A 20078-nucleotide genomic window follows, 5' to 3' on the forward strand; every position below is an offset into this window, starting at 1 on the left:
GGAGCCCGCGCGGTGCAGAAAAAGTAAGAACTACACCAGCACGCACGTCACCGTGCCGCAGCCGTCGACGAAGCCGGACAGCGTGTCGCCTTTCACCACCGCGGCGACGCCGTCGGGCGTGCCGGTGTAGATCAGGTCGCCGGCGGCCAGCTCGACGAGGCCCGACAGATAGGAAATCGTCTCGGGCACGCTCCAGATCAGCGCGTTGAGATCGGACTTCTGGCGGGTCTTGCCGTTCACATCGAGCTGGATGGTGCCCTTGGCGGGATGGCCGATCTTGGCCGCCGGATAGATCTCGCCGATCGGCGCGGACTGATCGAAGCCCTTGCCCATGTCCCACGGGCGGCCCATGTCCTTGGCCTGGTTCTGGAGATCGCGGCGCGTCATGTCGAGGCCGACGCCGTAGCCATAGACGTGATCCAGCGCCTTCTCGACGGGGATGTCGCTGCCGCCCGACTTCATCGCCACGACAAGCTCCATCTCGTGGTGCAGGTTCTTGGTGGCCGGCGGATAGGCGACCTTGGTCGGGTTCTTCGGGTCGGCACAGATCACGATCGCGTCGGCCGGCTTGGTGAAGAAGAACGGCGGCTCGCGGTCGGGATCGTGCCCCATCTCGCGGGCATGGGCCGCATAGTTGCGGCCGACGCAGAAGATGCGGCGGACGGGGAACAGGTCGCCGGTTCCATTGACCGGCACGCCGACGGTGGCCGGCGGCGTCACGACATAAGCCATCTCATTCTTCTCCCGATTGAAACCCTTGAAATGCTCTAGCCAGTGGCGGCGATGCGGCGAGGCGAAGCCTCCGGCACATCGTCGTCGAGATCGCGTGAGAGGATCCGGCGATTGGTCGCGACGAGATGCTCTTCGACGACCCGGCAGAACGTCTCGCCGTCGCCGGCGGCCAGCGCGTTGATGATCTCCTGGTGGGCCGACATGGAGTCTTCCAGCGCCGGCGCCTCGCGGAAGGCGCGCCAGCGGAACAGGTTCAGCTCCTTGTTCAGGCTCTTGTAGATCTCCGACAGGCGCGCGTTGCCGGCGATGTCGATCAGGCTGTGATGGAATTCCTCGTTCAGCGCGTAGTAGCGGGACAGGTTTCCGAGTTTTGCCTGTTGTTCGATCTTGGCCACGAGCGCCCGCAAAGCCGCGATCTGCGCGGGCTTTATGCGCTCAAGGATCAGCCTGTTGATGTGGCGGTTCAGCACGAGCTTGATCTCGCACAGCTCTTCGGCCGAGCGCCGCGAGATCTTGCGCACGAAGACGCCGCGGTTGGTGATGATCTCCACCAGGCCGGCCTGTTCCAGCCGCCGGCACGCTTCCCGGATGGGCGCGCGACTGAGGCCGTTGCTGTCGCTCAGGGCCTTTTCGTTGATCGGATCACCGGGCTTCAGCGTCCCGTCCATGATCATGCGCTCGAGCTCGTCGAAGACGAGAGAGACGAGGGAGGGCCGCTTGGCGATTTTCAGCGCAGTCATGTCGGACGGCACACTAGTCGATTGACACGATTTGGTAAATTATAGATTGTCGACAATTCGCAATTGCAGTCCGAGGGAGCAGCGCATGATCGTCGGCATCGACCACATCGAACTCGTCGTGAAGGACGTGAAGGAATTTGTTGAGTTTTATCAAAAGCTTGGCTTCAAGCTGCTGACCTGGACCGACCATCATGGCGGCTCCGCAGAGCTGCAGATGCCGGGCGAGAATTCGCCGATCTTCGAGATCCACTCGGTCATGACCGAGGAAAATCCCGGCATCAACCACATCTCCTTCAAGGTCGTGGACATCGACAAGACCCACGCCGAGCTCGTCGCCAAGGGCATCAAGTTCCACAAGGACGTCCATCCCTCGCGCGCCACCGGCCGCAAGAACGCGCTGCTGCGCGACCCCGACGGCTGGCGCCTCCAGCTGAGCGACGCCGAGCGCGGCGAGCCCGAGCCCGGCCGCAGCTAAACGGCGGCAAATCCTGCCCGGAAACCTGGATCGACGAGGCGCCAGTGAACGACGTCCTGCTGAACATCGAGGGTCTGCACACCTACTTCTTCGCCGACGACAAGGTCGCGAAGTCGGTCAGGGGCGTGGACCTTTCGATCGGCAGGGGCGAGACGCTGGGCCTCGTCGGCGAATCCGGGTCGGGCAAGAGCGTGACGGCGCAGTCGATCCTGCGCCTGATCCAGCAGCCGGCCGGCCGCATCGTGCAGGGCCGGATCGTCTTCGAGGGAACGGATCTTGCCTCGGTCGGGGAAGAGGAGATGCGCCGCATTCGCGGCAACAGCATCTCCATGATCTTCCAGGAGCCGATGACCTCGCTCAACCCCGTGATCCGGATCGGCGAACAGATCGCCGAGGTCGTACGGCTGCATCGCGGGTTGCCGCCACGCGAGGCCCTGGCCTACGCGACGGACATGCTGGCCAAGGTCGGGATCGCCGATCCGGCCCGGCGCATCACGCAATTCCCCCACGAGCTTTCCGGCGGCATGCGCCAGCGGGTCATGATCGCCATCGCGCTCGCCTGCGGCCCCCGGTTGCTGGTCGCCGATGAACCCACGACGGCGCTCGACGTCACCATCCAGGCGCAGATCCTCGACCTGATGCGCGCGCTGCAGCGCGACTCCGGCGTCTCGATCCTGCTGATCACACACGACCTCGGCGTTGTGGCGGAGATGGCCCAGCGCGTTGCCGTCATGTATGCCGGACAGATCGTCGAACACGCCGACGTCGCCTCGCTGTTCGGGCGTCCGCTCCATCCCTATACCGAAGGGCTGATGGCATCGATCCCGCGCATGGACGAGCCGCCGCCGCCGGACAGGATGCTGCCGGCCATTGCCGGCATGGTGCCGAACGTCCACGACCTCCCGGTCGGCTGTGCCTTTCAGGATCGCTGTCCCAAGGTCCATGAGCGCTGCCGCCTCAAAGAGCCGCCGCTCGCCGCGATCGGAACCACGCACGATGTCAGGTGCTGGCTGCATGTCGCCTAGCGTGCTGCTCGAGATCGAAGGACTGAAGAAGCACTTCCCCGTGCGCGGGCGGCTGTTCAACCGCAGCACCGATTCGGTGAAGGCGGTCGACGGCGTGAGCCTCAGCGTACGCAAGGGCGAAACGCTGGGGCTGGTGGGCGAATCCGGTTGCGGCAAGAGCACGCTCGGCCGCTGCCTGCTCAGGCTCGAGGAGCCGACGGGCGGCCGTATCGTGTTCGACGGACACGATCTCCTGACCCTCGACAAGCCGGCAATGCGCCGGCTGCGCCGGGACATGCAGATCATCTTCCAGGATCCCTATTCGTCGCTCAATCCGCGCAAGGCCGTGGGCGGGATCATCGGCGAGGCCTTCCGCGTGCACGGCCTGCACAAGGGGGCCGCACGGCGGCGCAAGGTCGAGGAGCTGCTCGCGCTGGTCGGGTTGCGGCCCGAGCACTACGACCGCTTCCCGCACGAGTTCAGCGGCGGCCAGCGCCAGCGCATCGGCATCGCCCGTGCGCTCGCCCTCGATCCGAAGTTCATCGTCGCGGACGAAGCCGTGTCCGCACTCGACGTCTCGATCCAGGCGCAGATCCTCAATCTGCTGGTGTCGCTGCAGCGACGCCTCGGCCTCACCTACGTCTTCATCTCGCACAATCTGGGCGTGGTGCGTCACGTCAGCGATCGCGTCGGCGTCATGTATCTCGGCAAGATCGTCGAGCTGGCGCCGACCGGCGCGCTGTTCGCGGCGCCCGCGCATCCCTACACCGAAGCGCTGCTGTCGGCCGTGCCGCGGGCGAGCGTGGCCACCGCGACCAAGCGCATCATTCTGGCGGGAGACCCGCCGTCACCCCTGCGCCCTCCTTCGGGATGCGCCTTCCATCCGCGCTGCCCCTACCGCCAGGACATCTGCACGCGCGAAACGCCGCCGCTGCAGGACATCACGCCGGAACGCGCGGTTGCCTGTCACTTCGCGCTCCACGCCTCGGCGACGACGACGCCCGCCGCGGCCGCCTGAGATGCCGTGTCCCGCCCCCCATCCGAGGAGATGACGATGACGTCGCACCGCCTGCCCGCCTCGAGACGCCAGATCCTTGCGATGTTCGGCCTTGCCGCCGTGGGCGCCGGTGCAACGTCGGCCCTGTCCGGCGAGGCGCATGCCCAGGCCGGCAAGAAGGGCGGCACCATGGTCGTCGCCCTGCCGGGCGACGTCGAGGTCATCAACTCCTCGATCACGACCGATATCTCGTCGAGCAACATGTGCGGACAGGTCTACAGCACGATCGTCCGTCTCGACGACGACGGCAACGTGCAGCCCTATCTCGCGAAGCAATGGGAGATCTCGCCCGACGGCCTGACCTATACGTTCCGCTTCTTCGAGAACGTCACCTGGCATGACGGCAAGCCGTTCACCGCGGAAGACGTGACCTGGGGACTGTGGAACGTCAACCGCAAGTACAACGGGCCGGCTTCCGGCCTGTTCGAGGCCGTCGAATCGATGACGGCGACCGACAAGCACACCGCCGTCTTCAAGCTCAAATATCCCTATCCGCCGCTGTTGCGCGGCCTCGCCTATTTCAACAGCTCGACGATCATCCCCAAGCACATCTTCGACACCGGGGAGGACCCGCGGAAGAATCCGGCGAATCTCAAGCCGGTGGGCACCGGCCCGTTCGTGTTCCAGGAATACCGCAAGGGCAGCCACGTCACCTTCGTGCGCAACCCGAAGTTCCACCTCGAGAACCGCCCGTATCTCGACCGGCTGGTGTTCCAGGTCATTCCCAACGAGGCCGCGCGGGCGCTCGCGCTCGAGAAGGGCGATATCGACTTCATTCCCTATTATTCGATGTCGCTGGCCGAGGTGGAGCGGCTGAGAGGCAATCCGAAAGTGAAGATCGCGATCGCCAAGCGCCAGATCGCCGGCGAGTACATGGTGTTCATCAACACGCGCAACGCGCCGCTGAACAAGAAGGAAGTCCGCCAGGCGCTGTTCTATGCGATGAACCGCGACGAGATGCTGGCGAAGGCGGGCTTCGGCTTCGGCAAGGTTTCGGCCGGACCGATCTCCTCGGAACAGCCGATCTTCTACACCGCTGACGGTCGCACCTACCCCTACGATCCCGCGCGTGCCGAGAAGATGCTGGACGAGGCGGGCTTCCCGCGCGGCGCATCCGGTAACCGCTTTTCGCTGCGCGTCAGCTTCTCGCAGTCCGAGGGACCGCTGAACAACGTGGCGCGTCTGATGCGCGCCTACTTCGCCAAGATCGGCGTCGACCTCAAGGTCATGGGCATGGACCCTTCGGCCTGGCGCGATTCGGCGTTCCGCAATTGGGACTTCGACCTGACGATGGGGACCTATGCCACGGGCCCCGACCCGGCGATCGGCGCCGAGACCTTCTACATCTGCAAGCGCATCGAGAAGATTCCCGGCCGCAACGCCTCGGGCTACTGCAATCCCAAGGTCGACGAGCTGTTCGCCGCCGCGGGACAGGAGCTCGACGAGAAGAAGCGCGTCGTCCTCTATCACGAGGCGACCAGGATCCTGACCGAGGACGTGCCGCATTTCTGGTTGTGGGACCGCTATTACCCGGTCGCCTTCAACGCCAACCTCACCGGCCTGCCGGGCGATCCGACGGGCTACGGCCCGTTCGACCAGACGCGGTGGATCAAGTAGCCCATGACCGTCGGCTTCTATCTGCTGCAGAGGCTGCTCTACACCGTGCCGCTGCTGCTGGGCGCGGTGACCATCGTCTTCGTCCTGGTGCATCTCGCGCCGGGCAACCCGGTCGACTACATCATCGGCGAATCCGGCGCCGACAAGGAGATGATCGCGCGCCTCACGGCCGACATGGGGCTGGACCGTCCGCTCTACATCCAGCTGCTGCGCTATCTCGGCCAGGTGGCGACCGGCAACCTCGGCTATTCGTTCGTGTCGAGTACGCCGGTGCTCGAGCTGATCCTGGACCGGCTGCCGGCGACCCTGCTGCTGATGGCCAGCCAGCTCGTCTTCTCCATCTCGCTGGGCATAACGCTGGGCGTCCTGTCGGCGCGGCGCCCCAACTCGCTGCTCGACAACACGATCACAGTCTTCTCGCTGGCGAGCTTCGCCATTCCGGTCTTCTGGCTGGGCCAGCTTCTGATCCTGGGCTTCGGCTACTATCTCGACTGGCTGCCGATCCAGGGCATGGTCAACCTGCGCGCCGGTTACACGGGCTTCGACCACGTGCTCGATGTCGCCCGGCACATGATCCTGCCGGTGGCGACCCTCACGCTCTACAACCTCGCCCTGATCCTGCGCCTGACGCGCGGCAGCCTGCTCGAGGTGGTCGGGCAGGAATACATCAAGGTCGCGCGTTCCAAGGGCCTCTCCGAGAACACGGTGATGGTCAAGCATGCGCTGCGCAACGCGCTGCTGCCGGTCGTGACGGTGATCGGCCTCGAGTTCCGCGCGCTCATCGCCGGCGCGGTGCTGACCGAAACCGTCTTCGCCTGGCCGGGCCTCGGCCGCCTGACCTTCGACGCCATCAATGCGCGCGACTATCCGTTGCTCATGGGGATGTTCATCTTCATCTCCCTGCTGGTGGCGATCGGGAACCTCGTGACAGACCTGCTCTATGCCCTCCTCGATCCCCGCATCCGCTATCAATAGGGAAGGGCCGGCCGCCATGGTGCCCGCACGAGTCCGCCCGTCCCGCCAGGTCTGGCTGCGCTTCCGGCGCAAGAAGACGGCCCTGTTCGGACTGGCTGGCGCGGTACTGTTCGTCGCCGTCGCGTTGTTCGCGCCACTGCTGGCGCCTTACAACCTGATGGACATGGGTCCGTCGTTCCAGCCGCCCGGCGCGGACCACATTCTTGGCACCGACAGCCTGGGCAGCGACGTGCTGAGCAACATGATCCTCGGCACGCGTACGTCCCTCATCGTCGGTCTCTGCGCCGTGCTCACGTCGAACATCATCGGGCTCACCTTCGGCGCCATCGCCGGCTATTTCGCCGGCCGCACCGACAATATCCTGATGCGCGTCACCGAGATGTTCCAGATCCTGCCGCAGTTCTTCCTGGCCATCATCGTGGTCGCGCTGTTCGGCTCCAGCATCTGGAACATCGTCTTCGTGATCGGCATCCTGACCTGGCCGGTGACGGCGCGGCTGCTGCGCGCCGAGTTCCTGTCCCTGCGCAAGCGCGAGTTCGTCGATGCCGCGCGCGCGCTCGGCATGTCGGATTTCGACCTGATCGTGCGCGAGATCCTGCCCAACGCGCTGCCGCCCATCATCGTCAACGCCAGCCTGCAGATTTCCGGCGCCATCCTGCTCGAAGCCAGCTTGAGCTTCCTCGGGCTGGGCGATCCCGACGCGATGAGCTGGGGGATCATGCTCCACAACGCACAGGAATACTTCAATCGGGCCTGGTGGATGGCGGCCTTCCCCGGCCTCGCCCTGTTTGCGACGACCCTCGCTCTGAACCTGATGGGCGACGGGCTGAACGACGCCCTCAATCCTCGACTGCGGACCTAACGTCGCTTTCGCCCCGGCGGCCGAACCTCTATGAAGGCCGCCGGAGTTCCAGAACATGACCGACGAAAATGTCCTGATCGTGCAGGCCGACACGGCCGAGGGGTCGCTGGCGTGGGCCACCCTGGGCGAGCGGCGGTGGCGTTGTTGCGTGGGTGCGGGTGGCGTGCGCGAAGACAAGGTCGAGGGCGACGCCGCCACGCCGGTCGGCGAGTTCCCGCTGCGCCGCATCTATTACCGCAACGACCTGGTGGTCCTGCCCAAGCCCAACTCTCCCAAGAGCGCCCTGCCGGCGCGGCCGATCAGCGAGCATGACGGCTGGTGCGACGACCCGCGCTCGCCCAGCTACAACCGGCTGGTCCATATTCCCAACGAGTGGGGCGCCGAGAAGATGTGGCGCGAAGACGGGCTCTACGATCTCGTCGTCGTGGTCGGCTACAACGACGATCCGCCGGAAGGCGAATGGGGCAGCGCCATCTTCCTCCACATCGCGCGCGACGATTACGCCGGGACGCAGGGCTGCGTGGCCTTTGCCCGCAACGATCTCCTGGAGCTGCTGCCGCTGCTCACCCGCGAGACGCGCCTGCGCGTGCTGTCGCATTCGGCCGCCGAGGAAGCCCCGCCGCCCTCGGAAGAAGACGCGCGCGCGAAGCAGTTCGAGGATTTTGACGAAAAGGACTGGTGAGCGCTGACTGTTGTTGCAGGCAAATTTGTCATCCCGAGCGTAGCGAGGGACCTTTAACTGCTTCAGCGCAAAGGTCCCTCGCTACGCTCGGGATGACAATGATGCCTTATCCAACCATCCGCCCGATGGCGCGGGCAGTGTAGTCGACCAGCGGGATGATGCGCGCATAGTTGAGGCGGGTCGGGCCGATCACGCCGATGGCGCCCAGGATGCGTTCCTGCGAATCGCGGAACGGGGCCACCACCATCGAGCAGCCGGTATTGGCGAACAGCGGGTTGTCGGCGCCGATGAAGATCTGGACGCCCGACGCCGTGTTGGCGAGTTCGAGCAGGCGCACGAAGCTCTCGCCGCGCTCCAGCGCATCAAAGAGTATGCGCACGCGCTCCAGATCCTCGATCGCCGTGATGTCCTCGAGCAGGCGGGCCTGGCCGCGCACGATCAGCGACCCGCCGCCCGGCTCGCCCGACCAGGTCGCGAGACCCGATTCGATCACGCGCGCGGTGAGGTCGTTCAGCTCGGCGCGCTTCAGCTTGATGTCCTCGAGGATCAGCCGCCGCGCCTCGTCGAAGGTGCGTCCGCTCAGCCGCGCATTGAGATAGTTGCTGGCTTCGGTCAGCGCCGACGGCGGCATGCCGATGGGCGTATCGATGACGCGGTTCTCGACATGGCCCGACTGCGTCACCGTCACGACCAGCGCGCGGCCGGGGCCGAGATTGACGAACTCGATGTGCTTCAGCGGCTGCTCGGTCTTGGGCGCCATTACCAGGCCGGCGCAGCGCGACAGGCCCGACAGCATCGCCGTCGCCTGCTCCAGCGCCTCGGTGACGGTGCGACCCGACGTGGCGCAGCGCGCCTCGATCGACTCGCGCTCCTCCTCGGAGACGTTGCCGACCTCGAGCAGGCCGTTCACGAACAGTTTCAGCCCGGCGTCGGTCGGTAACCGCCCGGCCGAGGTATGCGGGGCATAGAGCAGCCCGGCATCCTGCAGGTCGGCCATGATGTTGCGAATGGTGGCGGGCGACAGCGTCTCGGTGAGCTTGCGCGTCAGCGCGCGCGAGCCGACCGGCTCGCCGGTCTCGACATAGCCTTCCACTACGTGGCGCAGCACCTCGCGCGCGCGATCGTTGAGTTCCGCCACGGAGGCGGCACGCTGTCCTGTGGAGGGCTCGGCAAGGGCGCCCCCGGAGATGCCGATGCGGTGGATCGCCATGGAAAAAATGTAGGTAGTGTGGGCAGGGTGGTCAATGAACGCCGGCCCGAACGCCGCTCTCCAAACAAGGCATCGTGGCTGGATTCGCCAACGTTCGGGCGCTACACCGGCCGCCCGCCCCTCAGGAGAAATAAATGCGCCCATCAGGCCGCGCCCCCGATCAGCTTCGCCCGGTTTCCCTGGAACCCGGCTTCTCCCGTCACGCCGAGGGGTCGTGCCTGGTCAAGTTTGGCGACACCCATGTCCTCTGCACCGCCTCGGTCGACGAGAAGGTACCGCCGTGGATGCGCAATACCGGCCGCGGCTGGGTCACCGCCGAATACGGCATGCTGCCGCGCTCGACCCATACCCGCACGGACCGTGAGGCCGCGCGCGGCAAGCAGTCGGGCCGCACCCAGGAGATCCAGCGCCTGATCGGCCGCTCGCTGCGCGCCGTCGTGAACCTGCAGGCCATGGGCGAGCGCCAGATCAACATCGATTGCGACGTGCTGCAGGCCGACGGCGGCACGCGCACGGCCAGCATCACCGGCGCGTGGGTGGCCCTGCACTTTGCCTACGAGCGCCTGATCAAGGACGGCAAGCTGGCGGTCAGTCCGCTGACGGGGACCGTCGCGGCGGTCTCGTGCGGCCTCTGGGAAGGCGCCGCCGTGCTCGACCTCGACTACCCCGAGGATTCCAAGGCCGATGCCGATGCCAATTTCGTGCTGACCGGCGCCGGCGGCATCGTCGAGGTGCAGGGCACCGCCGAGAAGGACCCGTTCTCCGAGGCGCAGTTCCTCGAACTGCTCGCCCTGGCCAAGAAGGGCATCGGCGAACTGGTGAGCCTGCAGAAGCTGGCCATCGGGAAGAGCTGATGGCGCGGCGCTTCGCCCTGCCCAGGCTCGTTGTGGCGACCCACAATCGCGGCAAGGCGGGCGAGATCCGCTCCATGCTGGCCCCGTTCGGCGTCGAGATCGTCTCGGCCGCCGATCTCGGCCTGCCGGCGCCCGACGAGACGGGAACGACCTTCGAGGACAATGCCACCCTGAAGGCGCTGGCGGCGGTGCGGGGAAGCGGACTGCCCTCGCTCGCCGACGATTCCGGCCTCAGCGTGCATGCGCTCGATCACCAGCCCGGCGTCTACACCGCCGACTGGGAAGGGCCGACGCGCGACGCCATGGTCGGCATGCGCCGCATCCAGGACGAGCTTGCGGCGCGCAAGGTGCCCCAGACCGATGCGGCGCGCCTGGCGACCTTCCATTGCGTGCTGGCGCTGGCCTGGCCCGACGAGCATGTCGAGCTGTTCCACGGCACGCTCGACGGCGCCATCGTCTGGCCGCCGCGCGGCACCGGCGGCCATGGCTACGATCCCTGCTTCCAGCCGGTCGGCGAGACGCGCACGACGGCGGAAATGTCGGACACCGAGAAGAACGCCATCAGCCATCGTGGCCGTGCCTTCCGGTTGATGGTCGAGGCCTGCTTCGAATGAGCCCGGCGCCCCTGGGCGTCTATGTCCATTGGCCCTTCTGCAAGTCGAAGTGCCCCTATTGCGACTTCAACAGCCACGTCCGCGACGGCGTTGAACAGGCGCGCTGGCGGGCGGCGCTGCTGCGCGAGCTGGAGCACGCCGCCCGCGAAGCGCCGGGCCGCCGGGTCGAGACGATGTTCTTCGGCGGCGGCACGCCCTCGCTGATGGAGCCCGAGACCGTCGCCGCCTTGATCGCGCGCACGCGGCAACTCTGGGACAGTGCGCCCGAGATCGAGATCACGCTGGAAGCCAATCCGACCTCGGTCGAGGCCGGCCGCTTTGCGGCGCTCGCTGAAGCCGGCGTCAATCGGGTCTCGCTGGGCGTGCAGGCGCTCGACGCCGCGTCGCTGAAATTCCTCGGCCGCGAGCATTCGACGGACGAGGCGCTGGAGGCGCTGGCCACGGCGCGGCGTCATTTCGCGCGCCATTCCTTCGACCTGATCTATGCGCGGCCCGGCCAGACGCCGGAGGCGTGGGCGGAGGAGCTGGAGCGCGCGCTCACGCTGGCCGGCGAGCATCTGTCGCTCTACCAGCTCACCATCGAGCGCGGGACGCGCTTCTTCACAGACCATGCCCGCGGCACCTTCGTCTTGCCCGATGAAGAAGCTTCCGCCGCCATGTTCGAGCACACGCAGGCGCGGCTCGAACAGGCCGGGCTCCCGGCTTACGAGATTTCCAACCACGCGCGGCCGGGGGCTGCCTGCCGCCATAATTTGATCTATTGGCGGTATCAGGATTACGTCGGCATCGGGCCGGGCGCCCATGGCCGCTTTGCCGTCGGGGCCACCAAGAAGGCGACCCGCCGGTCGAGCGGGCCGGAAGCCTGGCTGGAGTCCGTTGAGCGCGTGGGCCACGGCACGGCGGAGACGTCGACGGTCGAGGGACAGGATCTGGTGGAGGAGGCTTTGATGATGGGACTGAGGCTGGCCGACGGCATCGACCGCGCCACCTTTGCGTCCGTCACCGGCGTCGACCCGGTCGAAGCCCTGGAGGCCGCGCGGCTCGAGCCGCTGGTGCGGGCCGGCTTCCTCGAAGTCGACCTCACCCATCTGCGCGCAACGCCTGAAGGACGGCAGCGACTCAATGCGCTTCTGGAGCGCTTGATCGCATGAGGCCACTGCTCAGTCTCCTGGCGCTGGTCGCGATGACAGCCGTCGCGGCGGCGCAGCAGCCGCAACCACAGGCCCAGCCGCAGCAAAAACCGCCGGCCAAACCCGCACCGGCCGCCAAGGCCGCGGCACCGGCCGCCAAGCCGGGACCGAAGTCGCCGTTCACGCCGGCGGCGTTCAAGATCACCATCGCCACCGAGGGCGCCTTCCCGCCGTTCAACTATCTCGATCGTAAGGGCATGCCGGCCGGCTTCGAGATGGAGTTGGCGCAGGAAGCCTGCCAGCGCATCAAGGCGGAGTGCGAGTTCATCGCGCTGAAGTGGGACGAGCTGATTCCCGGCCTGCTGGAGAAGAAGTTCGACATCATCATGTCGTCGATGGAAGTGACGCGCGAGCGACGCCAGCGCATGGGCCTGTCGCGTCGCTACTACCTGTCGCCCGGCGCCTTCATCGCCCCCAAGGGCGCGCCCTATGACGGGCCGCCGTCGCTTCTGCGCAACAAGCGCATCGGCATCCAGAAGGATTCGACGCATGCCGACTGGGCCGACAAGAGCTTCCGCCGCTCCGCCCAGCTCAAGCGCTACGCCTCGATCCAGGAAGCGCTGACCGCGCTGGCCAACGACGAAGTCGACGCGGTGTTCGGCGACAAGGCACAGCTCTGGCTGTGGAGCCAGAAGCCCGAAGGCAAGTGCTGCGAACTGGTCGGCCAGGACATCAAGGACACGCAGACCCTGGGCGTCGGCGTCGCGGCGGGCCTGCGCAAGGAAGACGCCAAGCTGCGCGAGGCGCTGAACAAGGCGTTCGGCGAGATGATGACCGACGGCACTTACAAGAAGATCAACGACAAGTATTTCCCGTTCGCGCTGAATTAGGCGCATCGATCTATCGTTGGAGCGCGCCACTCCAGTGGCGCCTCAGAGACGACCTCACCTTTGCTCTGAACTAGAGCGACGACCACTAACTCTTGTCATCCTGAGCGAAGCGAAGGATCTCGCGCCCGCTACGGAGTGCCTTGGTCGGTGCGCTAGGTCCTTCGCTGCGCTCAGGACGACAGTTAGGCCGCGTTGATCGCGGCGAAGGCTTCGAAGGCGTCCTCGACCAGGCTGACGTGGTGGATCATCGCGGCGTGGGCGCCGGCGGCGTCGCCGGAGACGATCGCGCGGACGACGGCGTCGTGTTCCTGGTTGGAGCGCAGCAGGCGGCCGTCCATCCGGAACTGGGCGCGGCGGAACGGGCCGACGCGGCGGCGCAGGCCCATCGCATATTCGGCGAGCGGCGCATTGTGCGCGCCGGCATAGATCGCCGAATGGAAGGCGACGTTGGCATCGGAATAGGCTTCGGTGTCGCCCGCCGATGCCAGGGCCAGCATCGATTCGTGACGCGCCTGCAGACGGCGCCGCTCGATCGGCGTCATGCTCATCGCCGCGAGCCGGGCGCAGGTCGCTTCCATCTCGGCCATGGCCACGAACAAGCTCTCGATCTCCTCCGGCGTCGCCTTCGAGACGATTGCGCCCTTGCGCGGTCGCATGTCGATCAGGCCGCTCATCGCCAGCTGGCGCAGCGCCTCGCGGACCGGGGTGCGCGACACGCCATGCTGCTCGGCGAGGCCCACCTCATCGAGGCGTTCGCCGGGCGGCAACTTGCCGTTGAGGATGCCGTCGGCGATGGCCGCGGCGAGTTTGTCGGCCAGGGTCGGGTTGGTGTCGGTACGCATGCCGACTTGCATACAAGATAGATGCCAAAGCCGGAATTGCACTCAACCATGCACAAAAAGAATGCAATACGATGAAATTGCATACAATTAGAGCGGACGCGCTGCTGATTTCTCGCGGATTCGCCTGCTTTTAGGGCTTCCGAGGCGTGGCACACCGCTTGCTGTTTCCCTTTCGGGCCGCGACGGCCGACAAGCGATCGAGGGGGACGTTCGATGATCGACAAGTTCAATATCGGCCGACGGGCACTTCTGGGCAGCGCGGCAGGCGCGGCCGTTCTCGGTCTCGCGGGCGGCGCCCAGGCGCAGAAGCCGCTGGTGGTGGGCTTCATCTATGTCGGCCCGCGCGACGACTACGGCTACAACCAGGCCCATGCCGAGGGCGCGGCCGTCCTCAAGAAGATGGCCGGCGTGAAGGTCGTCGAGGAAGAGAAGGTGCCGGAGACGGTCGCCGTCGAGAAATCGATGGAGAGCATGATCAACATGGACGGCGCCACGCTGCTGTTCCCGACATCGTTCGGCTACTTCGACCCGCACATGCTGCGCATGGCGGCCAAGTATCCGAAGATCCAGTTCCGCCACTGCGGCGGCCTGTGGACCGCGGGCAAGAACCCGATGAACACCGGCAGCTACTTCGGCTACATCGACGAAGCGCAGTATCTCAGCGGCATCGTCGCCGGCTCGACCACCAAGAGCGGCAAGATCGGCTTCGTCGCGGCCAAGCCGATTCCCCAGGTCCTGCGCAACATCAATGCCTTCACGATGGGCGCGCGTTCGGTGAATCCGAAAGTCACCTGCCAGGTGATCTTCACCGGCGACTGGTCGCTGCCGGTCAAGGAAGCGGAAGCCACCAACTCGATGATCGCGCAGGGTGTCGATGTCGTGACCTGCCATGTCGACAGCCCGAAGGTCGTGATCGAGACCGCCGAGCGCGCCGGCATCTACACCTGCGGCTACCACACCAACCAGGCCAAGCTCGCGCCCAAGGGCTACCTCACCGGCGCCGAGTGGCAGTGGGAGAAGATCTACGTCGACTTCGTCGAGACGATGAAGAAGGGCGGCGTACCGGGCAACTTCGTGCGCGGCGGCCTCAAGGAAGGCTACGTCAAGAACTCGCCGTTCGGCCCCGCGGTGTCGGATGCCGCCAAGGCCAAGGTCGAAGAGGCCCGGAAGGGCATCGTCGACGGCAGCTTCGCGATCTTCAAGGGGCCGCTGAAGGACAACAAGGGCAACACCGTCATCGCCGCCGGCACGACCTACACCCAGACCGAGCCGGTCCTCGAGGGCATGAACTACCTGGTCGAAGGCGTCCTGGGCGCGACGTCCTAAGCGCCGCGCACGCGTGAGACGAGCAACTCTTCTCCTCCCCCGTCTCGCGGGGGAGGCCGGGAGGCGGAAAGCAAAGCGATGATTGCCAGCCGGAAAGTGATCAGACCTGCGGCTGTCCCCCTCCGGCCCTTCGGGCCACCTCCCCCGTGTGACGGGGAGGAAGGGTAGAGTCGATACATCTCCCTCCGCTCCAGGGATTGGCATAGGCATGAACACGGCCCTCGAACGCATCGCCGTCTCGGCGCTGGCCCTGCTGGCGTCGGCGGTGATCTTCGGCCTGCTGCTGGTTCTCTACGCGGGCGTCGATCCATTCGAGGCCTACGCGCTCATGTACCAGGGCGCGTTCGGCAGCTGGTTTTCCTTCCAGAACACGCTCACGCGCGCGGCGCCGCTGATCCTGACGGCACTGTGCACGGCACTGCCGGCACGGCTCGGGCTGATCATCATCGGCAACGAAGGGGCGCTGGTGCTGGGCGGCGTCGCGGCCGCGGCGGCCGGCGTCTCGGTCGCGGCCTCCGGGCCGCTGGTGACCAACCTCGCCATGGCGGCGGCGGCGATGATTGCGGGCGGCGCGTGGATCGCGCTGGCGGGCGGGCTGCGCCAGTACCGCGGCGTCAACGAGACGATCTCCAGCCTGCTGCTCACCTACATCGCCATCGCCCTGATGAACCATTTCGTCGAGGGCCCGCTACGCGACCCGTCGAGTCTCAACAAGCCGTCGACGCTTCCGATCGGCGACGCCAACATGCTGGGCACGATCGGCGGCTCCGACGTCCATTGGGGCCTGGCCTTCGGCATCGTGGCCTGCCTGCTCTGCTACGGCGTGCAGCGCTTCACCACCTTCGGCTTTGCCATGCAGGTGATCGGCGGCAACCCCAAGACCGCGCGCATGATGGGCCTCAACGTCGGCCGCTACGTGCTGGTCGCCTGCGCCGCCGGCGGCGCGGCGGCGGGACTGGCCGGCATGGTCGAGGTGGCGGCGGTGCACGGCAAGGCCAATGCCTCGCTGGCCGTCGGCTACGGCTTCACCGGCATCCTCGTGTCCTTCCTCGCGCGCCATCATCCGCTGGCGATCATTCCCGTCGCCATCCTGCTGGGCGGCATCGGCGCCAGCGGCGGCCTGCTGCAGCGCCGGCTCGACCTGCCGGACGCCGCCGTGGTCGTCCTGCAGGGCATCATCTTCGTCTGCATCCTGGCCAGCGAGACGCTGTACGGCCGGTCGTGGGCCTGGCTGTGGCGCTTCAGAGCGGTGGAGGGACGCTGATCATGGACGGCAGCGACATCGGTCTCTGGGGCGTGCCTCTCGCCATGCTGGCGGGCGCCATTCGCGTCAGCACGCCGTTCATTTTCGTGAGCCTCGGCGAGTGCCTCACCGAGCGCAGCGGCCGCATCAACTTGGGCCTCGAAGGCACCCTGATGATGGGCGCGATGAGCGCCTACGGCACGGCGCTGCTGAGCGGCTCGCCGTGGCTCGGCGTGCTGGTGGCGGCCGGCGTTGGCCTGCTGCTCGGCGCGTTGCATGCCGGGCTCTGCCAGCTGCCCAAGGTCAACGACATCGCCACCGGCATCGGCCTGATGCTGTTCGGCACCGGCCTCGCCTTCTTCCTGGGCAAGCCCTACATCCAGCCCAAGGCGCCCAACCTCGGGGCGCTCGATCTCGGCGGCTGGAGCAGCATCCCGCAGGTGCAGCAGGCCCTGCAGGTCAATCCGCTGTTCATCGTCGGCATCCTGCTGGCCTTCGCGCTCGCCTGGGCCCTGAAGAACACACGCTGGGGGCTGATCGTGCGGCTCGCCGGCGAGAGCGTCGATGCAGCGCTCGCCATCGGCGCCTCGGTCGGCCGGGTGCGGCTGATGGCGACGGCGGTCGGCGGCGCCTTCGCGGGCATCGGCGGCGCCTTCCTGTCGCTCTACTATCCCGGAAGCTGGAACGAGGGCCTGTCGAGCGGCCAGGGCCTGATGGCCGTCGCGCTGGTGATCTTCGCGCGCTGGGACCCGATCCGCTGCCTGTGGGCCTCGCTGCTGTTCGGCGCGGCCGGCGCGATCAGCCCGGCGCTGCAATCGGTCGGCGTGACCCAGGGCTACTACCTGTTCAGCGCCGCGCCCTACGTCCTCACCCTCGCCCTGATGATCGCCACCTGTTCGCCCGCGCGCAGCCTGCGCGGCGCGCCGGGCGAGCTGGGCGCCGTCAAATAGGAGCCCCCATGAGCACGACCCATATCGACTCCCGCCCTTATGCCTGGCCCTGGAACGGTGCGCTGCGTCCCGACAATACGGCGCTGGTCATCATCGACATGCAGACCGATTTCTGCGGCGTCGGCGGCTATGTCGACAAGATGGGCTACGACCTCTCGCTCACGCGCGCGCCGATCGAACCGATCCGGAAGCTGCTCGCCGCCGTGCGCAAGGCGGGCTGGACGGTGATCCATACGCGCGAGGGCCATCGGCCCGATCTCTCCGACCTGCCGCCCAACAAGCGCTGGCGCTCGCAGCAGATCGGCGCCGGCATCGGCGATCCCGGCCCCTGCGGTCGCATCCTGGTGCGCGGCGAACCGGGCTGGGAGATCATCCCCGATCTCGCGCCGATCGCCGGCGAGCCGATCATCGACAAGCCGGGCAAGGGCTCGTTCTGCGCCACCGATCTCGAACTGATGCTGCGCACGCGCGGCATCGACAATCTGGTGCTGACCGGGATCACCACCGACGTGTGCGTCCACACGACGATGCGCGAGGCCAACGACCGCGGCTTCGAATGCCTGATCCTCGAGGACTGCACCGGCGCGACCGACGCCGGCAACCACGCGGCGGCGCTGAAGATGGTCGAGATGCAGGGCGGCGTGTTCGGCGCCGTTGCGAACTCGACCGCCATCCTGAAGGTGCTTGCGTGACGGCGCCGTCGCTCGAGCTGATCGGCTTCACCAAGCGCTTCGGCGCGATGGCCGCGCTCGACGACGTCTCGGTGAAGATCAGGGCCGGCGCTTTCCATGCGCTGCTGGGCGAGAATGGCGCCGGCAAGAGCACCCTGGTGAAGTGCGCCATGGGGTACTACGCCGCCGACCAGGGCCAGATCCTGTTGAACGACCACGAGGTCGAGATCGCCCATCCGCGCCAGGCGCACGAGCTGGGCCTCGGCATGGTCTACCAGCACTTCACGCTCGTGCCGAACATGACGGTGCTGGAGAACTTCGTGCTGTCGCGCGGCGACCTGCCGGCGGTGATCGACTGGGGGGCGGAGCGGCGCGCGCTCAAGGCGTTCTTCGAGACGACGCCGTTCACCGTGCCGATCGACGTACCCGTCGCCGACCTTGCCGCCGGACAGAAGCAGAAGGGCGAAATCCTTCGCCAGCTCTATCTCAAGCGCAACCTGCTGATCCTCGACGAGCCGACCTCGGTGCTGACACCCGACGAGGCCGACGAGGTACTGACCACCTTGAAGAAGCTGACGACCAATGGACAGATCACCATCGTCACCATCACCCACAAGTTCCGTGAGGTGAACACCTATTGCGATGCCGTCACGGTGCTGCGTCGCGGCCAGCTGATCGGCACGAAGCCGACGAGCGAGCTCGACAACGACATGATGGCCGAGATGATGGTCGGCCGGCGCGAGACGCGCACCGTCGTCGAGCGCGAGGCGCGCGCGCCGGGGAAGGCGGTGCTGAAGCTCGAAGGTCTGAGCGTCGCCGACAATGTCGGCCAGCTCGCGGTCGAGGATCTGGCACTCGAGATCCGCGCCGGTGAGATCGTCGGCGTCGCCGGCGTGTCGGGCAACGGCCAGCGCGAACTCGTCGAGACGCTGGCCGGCCAGCGTGACCCCGAAGCCGGCCGCATGCTGGTGCATGGCGAGGTCTACACCGCGACGCGGCCGGAGATGGTCCGTCACAAGATCGCCTGCCTGCCCGAGGAGCCGCTGCGCAACGCCTGCGTCGCCGACATGTCGGTGGCGGAGAACATCGCGCTGCGCTCCTTCGACCAGCCGCCCTCTTCGTCGAATGGCATCTGGCTCAAGCGCCGCCCGATGCGCGAGACCGCGCGGAAGCTGATCGAAGCCTACAAGGTGAAGACGCCGGGACCCGACGCCGCCATCCGCGGCCTGTCGGGCGGCAACGTGCAGCGCGCGGTGCTGGCGCGCGAACTGTCGAGCGAGGGCGACCTGCTGATCGTGGCCAATCCCTGCTTCGGCCTCGACTTCGCCGCCGTCGCCGAGATTCGCGCGCGCATCGTCCAGGCGCGCAATCGCGGTGCCGCCGTGCTGCTGGTCAGCGAGGACCTCGACGAAATCCTGCAGCTCTCCGACCGCATCGTCGTCATGTTCGACGGCAAGCTGGCGCTTCAGACCGATGCGGCCAGCGCCGATGTCGGCGCGATCGGCCGCGCCATGGCGGGTCACTGATGAGAACCATCGCCGCGCAACCGTTCGACTTCACCTTCGATCCCGCGCACACGGCGCTGATCGTGATCGACATGCAGCGCGACTTCATCGAGCCGGGCGGCTTCGGTGCGACGCTGGGCAACGATGTGAGTCTTCTGTCCGCCATCGTGCCGACGGTCGGCCGGTTGATCGAGGTCTTCCGCAGCGCCGGGCTGACGATCATCCATACCCGCGAGTGCCATAAACCCGATTTGTCGGATTGCCCGCCGGCCAAGCGGCTGCGCGGCAAGCCGTCGATGCGGATCGGCGATCCCGGCGCAATGGGCCGCATCCTGATTGCGGGTGAGCCGGGTGCCGACATCGTACCGGAGCTCAGCCCGAAGCCCGGAGAGATCGTGCTCGACAAGCCGGGCAAGGGCGCGTTCTACGCGACGCCGCTCGGCGACATCCTGGCGGAGCGCGCGATCACGCATCTCGTGTTTGCCGGGGTCACGACCGAGGTCTGCGTGCAGACGACCATGCGCGAGGCCAACGACCGCGGCTTCGAATGCCTGCTGGCCGAGGACGCGACCGAAAGCTATTTCCCGGAATTCAAGAAAGCGGCCCTCGACATGATCCGTGCCCAGGGCGCGATCGTCGGCTGGACCGCCACCGTCGATCAGGTGGCCGAGGCATTAAGTTGACCCCGTCGTCTCGACC

21 protein-coding genes are annotated in these 20078 nt (G+C 66.8%); 17 read left to right on the forward strand and 4 right to left on the reverse strand.

Annotated elements, in window-relative coordinates:
* Positions 1 to 30: 30 nt before the first annotated feature.
* Positions 31 to 732, reverse strand: a complete 702-nt coding sequence (locus tag ACQY78_RS16160) for a fumarylacetoacetate hydrolase family protein (RefSeq protein WP_428676712.1) — start codon at positions 730 to 732, stop codon at positions 31 to 33.
* Between the two features lie 35 nt (positions 733 to 767).
* The gene (locus ACQY78_RS16165) at positions 768 to 1472 is read right to left on the reverse strand and encodes a GntR family transcriptional regulator (RefSeq protein WP_428676714.1); all 705 of its coding nucleotides are present in this window, start codon (positions 1470 to 1472) and stop codon (positions 768 to 770) included.
* Positions 1473 to 1557: 85 nt separating this feature from the next.
* On the opposite strand from ACQY78_RS16165, the gene ACQY78_RS16170 reads away from it, so the two are divergent.
* The 7 genes from ACQY78_RS16170 to ACQY78_RS16200 are packed head-to-tail and all read left to right on the forward strand — an operon-like array spanning position 1558 to position 8144.
* Entirely contained in the window at positions 1558 to 1947 is a 390-nt protein-coding gene (locus tag ACQY78_RS16170) for a VOC family protein (protein ID WP_425068721.1), read from the forward strand.
* A gap of 44 nt (positions 1948 to 1991) precedes the next feature.
* On the forward strand, positions 1992 to 2972 hold the full coding sequence (locus tag ACQY78_RS16175; protein ID WP_428676716.1) for an ABC transporter ATP-binding protein: 981 nt from the start codon (positions 1992 to 1994) through the stop codon (positions 2970 to 2972).
* Positions 2962 to 3969 carry an ABC transporter ATP-binding protein gene (locus tag ACQY78_RS16180; protein ID WP_428676718.1) on the forward strand — a complete coding sequence of 336 codons (1008 nt, stop codon included), beginning with the start codon at positions 2962 to 2964 and terminating at the stop codon, positions 3967 to 3969. The genes ACQY78_RS16175 and ACQY78_RS16180 overlap by 11 nt, the downstream gene beginning before the upstream one ends.
* Before the next feature lie 36 nt (positions 3970 to 4005).
* Entirely contained in the window at positions 4006 to 5625 is a 1620-nt protein-coding gene (locus tag ACQY78_RS16185; RefSeq protein WP_428676720.1) for an ABC transporter substrate-binding protein, read from the forward strand.
* Positions 5626 to 5628: 3 nt separating this feature from the next.
* Complete coding sequence (locus ACQY78_RS16190; protein ID WP_422009239.1) at positions 5629 to 6600, forward strand: ABC transporter permease; 972 nt, start codon at positions 5629 to 5631, stop codon at positions 6598 to 6600.
* Positions 6601 to 6616: 16 nt separating this feature from the next.
* Complete coding sequence (locus tag ACQY78_RS16195) at positions 6617 to 7462, forward strand: ABC transporter permease (protein ID WP_428676721.1); 846 nt, start codon at positions 6617 to 6619, stop codon at positions 7460 to 7462.
* A gap of 55 nt (positions 7463 to 7517) precedes the next feature.
* Positions 7518 to 8144, forward strand: coding sequence for a L,D-transpeptidase family protein (locus ACQY78_RS16200; RefSeq protein ID WP_428676723.1), 627 nt, complete (start codon positions 7518 to 7520; stop codon positions 8142 to 8144).
* A 106-nt stretch (positions 8145 to 8250) separates the two neighbouring features.
* On the opposite strand, the gene hrcA is transcribed toward ACQY78_RS16200, so the two are convergent.
* A complete protein-coding gene (hrcA, locus tag ACQY78_RS16205; protein WP_428676725.1) occupies positions 8251 to 9354 on the reverse strand; it encodes a heat-inducible transcriptional repressor HrcA in 1104 nt (367 codons plus the stop codon).
* Positions 9355 to 9488: 134 nt separating this feature from the next.
* Between hrcA and rph the strand changes: the two genes are divergently transcribed.
* Genes rph through ACQY78_RS16225 form a run of 4 tightly spaced genes read left to right on the forward strand, consistent with a single transcriptional unit; the run spans position 9489 to position 12842 of the window.
* Positions 9489 to 10208 carry a ribonuclease PH gene (gene rph, locus ACQY78_RS16210; RefSeq protein WP_428676727.1) on the forward strand — a complete coding sequence of 240 codons (720 nt, stop codon included), beginning with the start codon at positions 9489 to 9491 and terminating at the stop codon, positions 10206 to 10208.
* A complete protein-coding gene (rdgB, locus tag ACQY78_RS16215) occupies positions 10208 to 10822 on the forward strand; it encodes an RdgB/HAM1 family non-canonical purine NTP pyrophosphatase (protein WP_428676728.1) in 615 nt (204 codons plus the stop codon). The genes rph and rdgB overlap by 1 nt, the downstream gene beginning before the upstream one ends.
* The gene (gene hemW / locus ACQY78_RS16220) at positions 10819 to 11973 is read left to right on the forward strand and encodes a radical SAM family heme chaperone HemW (RefSeq protein WP_428676729.1); all 1155 of its coding nucleotides are present in this window, start codon (positions 10819 to 10821) and stop codon (positions 11971 to 11973) included. The genes rdgB and hemW overlap by 4 nt, the downstream gene beginning before the upstream one ends.
* A complete protein-coding gene (locus ACQY78_RS16225; RefSeq protein ID WP_428676730.1) occupies positions 11970 to 12842 on the forward strand; it encodes a transporter substrate-binding domain-containing protein in 873 nt (290 codons plus the stop codon). The genes hemW and ACQY78_RS16225 overlap by 4 nt, the downstream gene beginning before the upstream one ends.
* Positions 12843 to 13024: 182 nt before the next feature.
* On the opposite strand, the gene ACQY78_RS16230 is transcribed toward ACQY78_RS16225, so the two are convergent.
* Positions 13025 to 13684, reverse strand: coding sequence for a GntR family transcriptional regulator (locus tag ACQY78_RS16230; RefSeq protein ID WP_428676732.1), 660 nt, complete (start codon positions 13682 to 13684; stop codon positions 13025 to 13027).
* A 213-nt stretch (positions 13685 to 13897) separates the two neighbouring features.
* Here ACQY78_RS16230 and ACQY78_RS16235 point away from each other — a divergent pair, with 213 nt between their 5' ends.
* The 6 genes from ACQY78_RS16235 (at position 13898) to ACQY78_RS16260 (ending at position 20062) form a co-directional block, all read left to right on the forward strand.
* Entirely contained in the window at positions 13898 to 15010 is a 1113-nt protein-coding gene (locus ACQY78_RS16235; protein ID WP_428676734.1) for a BMP family ABC transporter substrate-binding protein, read from the forward strand.
* A 208-nt stretch (positions 15011 to 15218) separates the two neighbouring features.
* Complete coding sequence (locus ACQY78_RS16240) at positions 15219 to 16274, forward strand: ABC transporter permease (RefSeq protein WP_428676736.1); 1056 nt, start codon at positions 15219 to 15221, stop codon at positions 16272 to 16274.
* A gap of 2 nt (positions 16275 to 16276) precedes the next feature.
* A complete protein-coding gene (locus ACQY78_RS16245) occupies positions 16277 to 17203 on the forward strand; it encodes an ABC transporter permease (RefSeq protein ID WP_428676738.1) in 927 nt (308 codons plus the stop codon).
* Between the two features lie 8 nt (positions 17204 to 17211).
* Positions 17212 to 17895: a biuret amidohydrolase gene (gene biuH / locus ACQY78_RS16250; RefSeq protein WP_428676740.1), complete on the forward strand. Its 684-nt coding sequence runs from the start codon at positions 17212 to 17214 to the stop codon at positions 17893 to 17895.
* A gap of 47 nt (positions 17896 to 17942) precedes the next feature.
* Entirely contained in the window at positions 17943 to 19400 is a 1458-nt protein-coding gene (locus ACQY78_RS16255; RefSeq protein ID WP_428686403.1) for an ABC transporter ATP-binding protein, read from the forward strand.
* Positions 19400 to 20062 (forward strand): cysteine hydrolase family protein, encoded by a 663-nt coding sequence (locus tag ACQY78_RS16260; protein ID WP_428676742.1) that lies wholly within the window; start codon positions 19400 to 19402, stop codon positions 20060 to 20062. The genes ACQY78_RS16255 and ACQY78_RS16260 overlap by 1 nt, the downstream gene beginning before the upstream one ends.
* Positions 20063 to 20078 lie beyond the last annotated feature (16 nt).

The sequence above is a fragment of the Reyranella sp. genome, assembly GCF_965279625.1.
In the GTDB taxonomy this organism is placed as follows: domain Bacteria; phylum Pseudomonadota; class Alphaproteobacteria; order Reyranellales; family Reyranellaceae; genus Reyranella.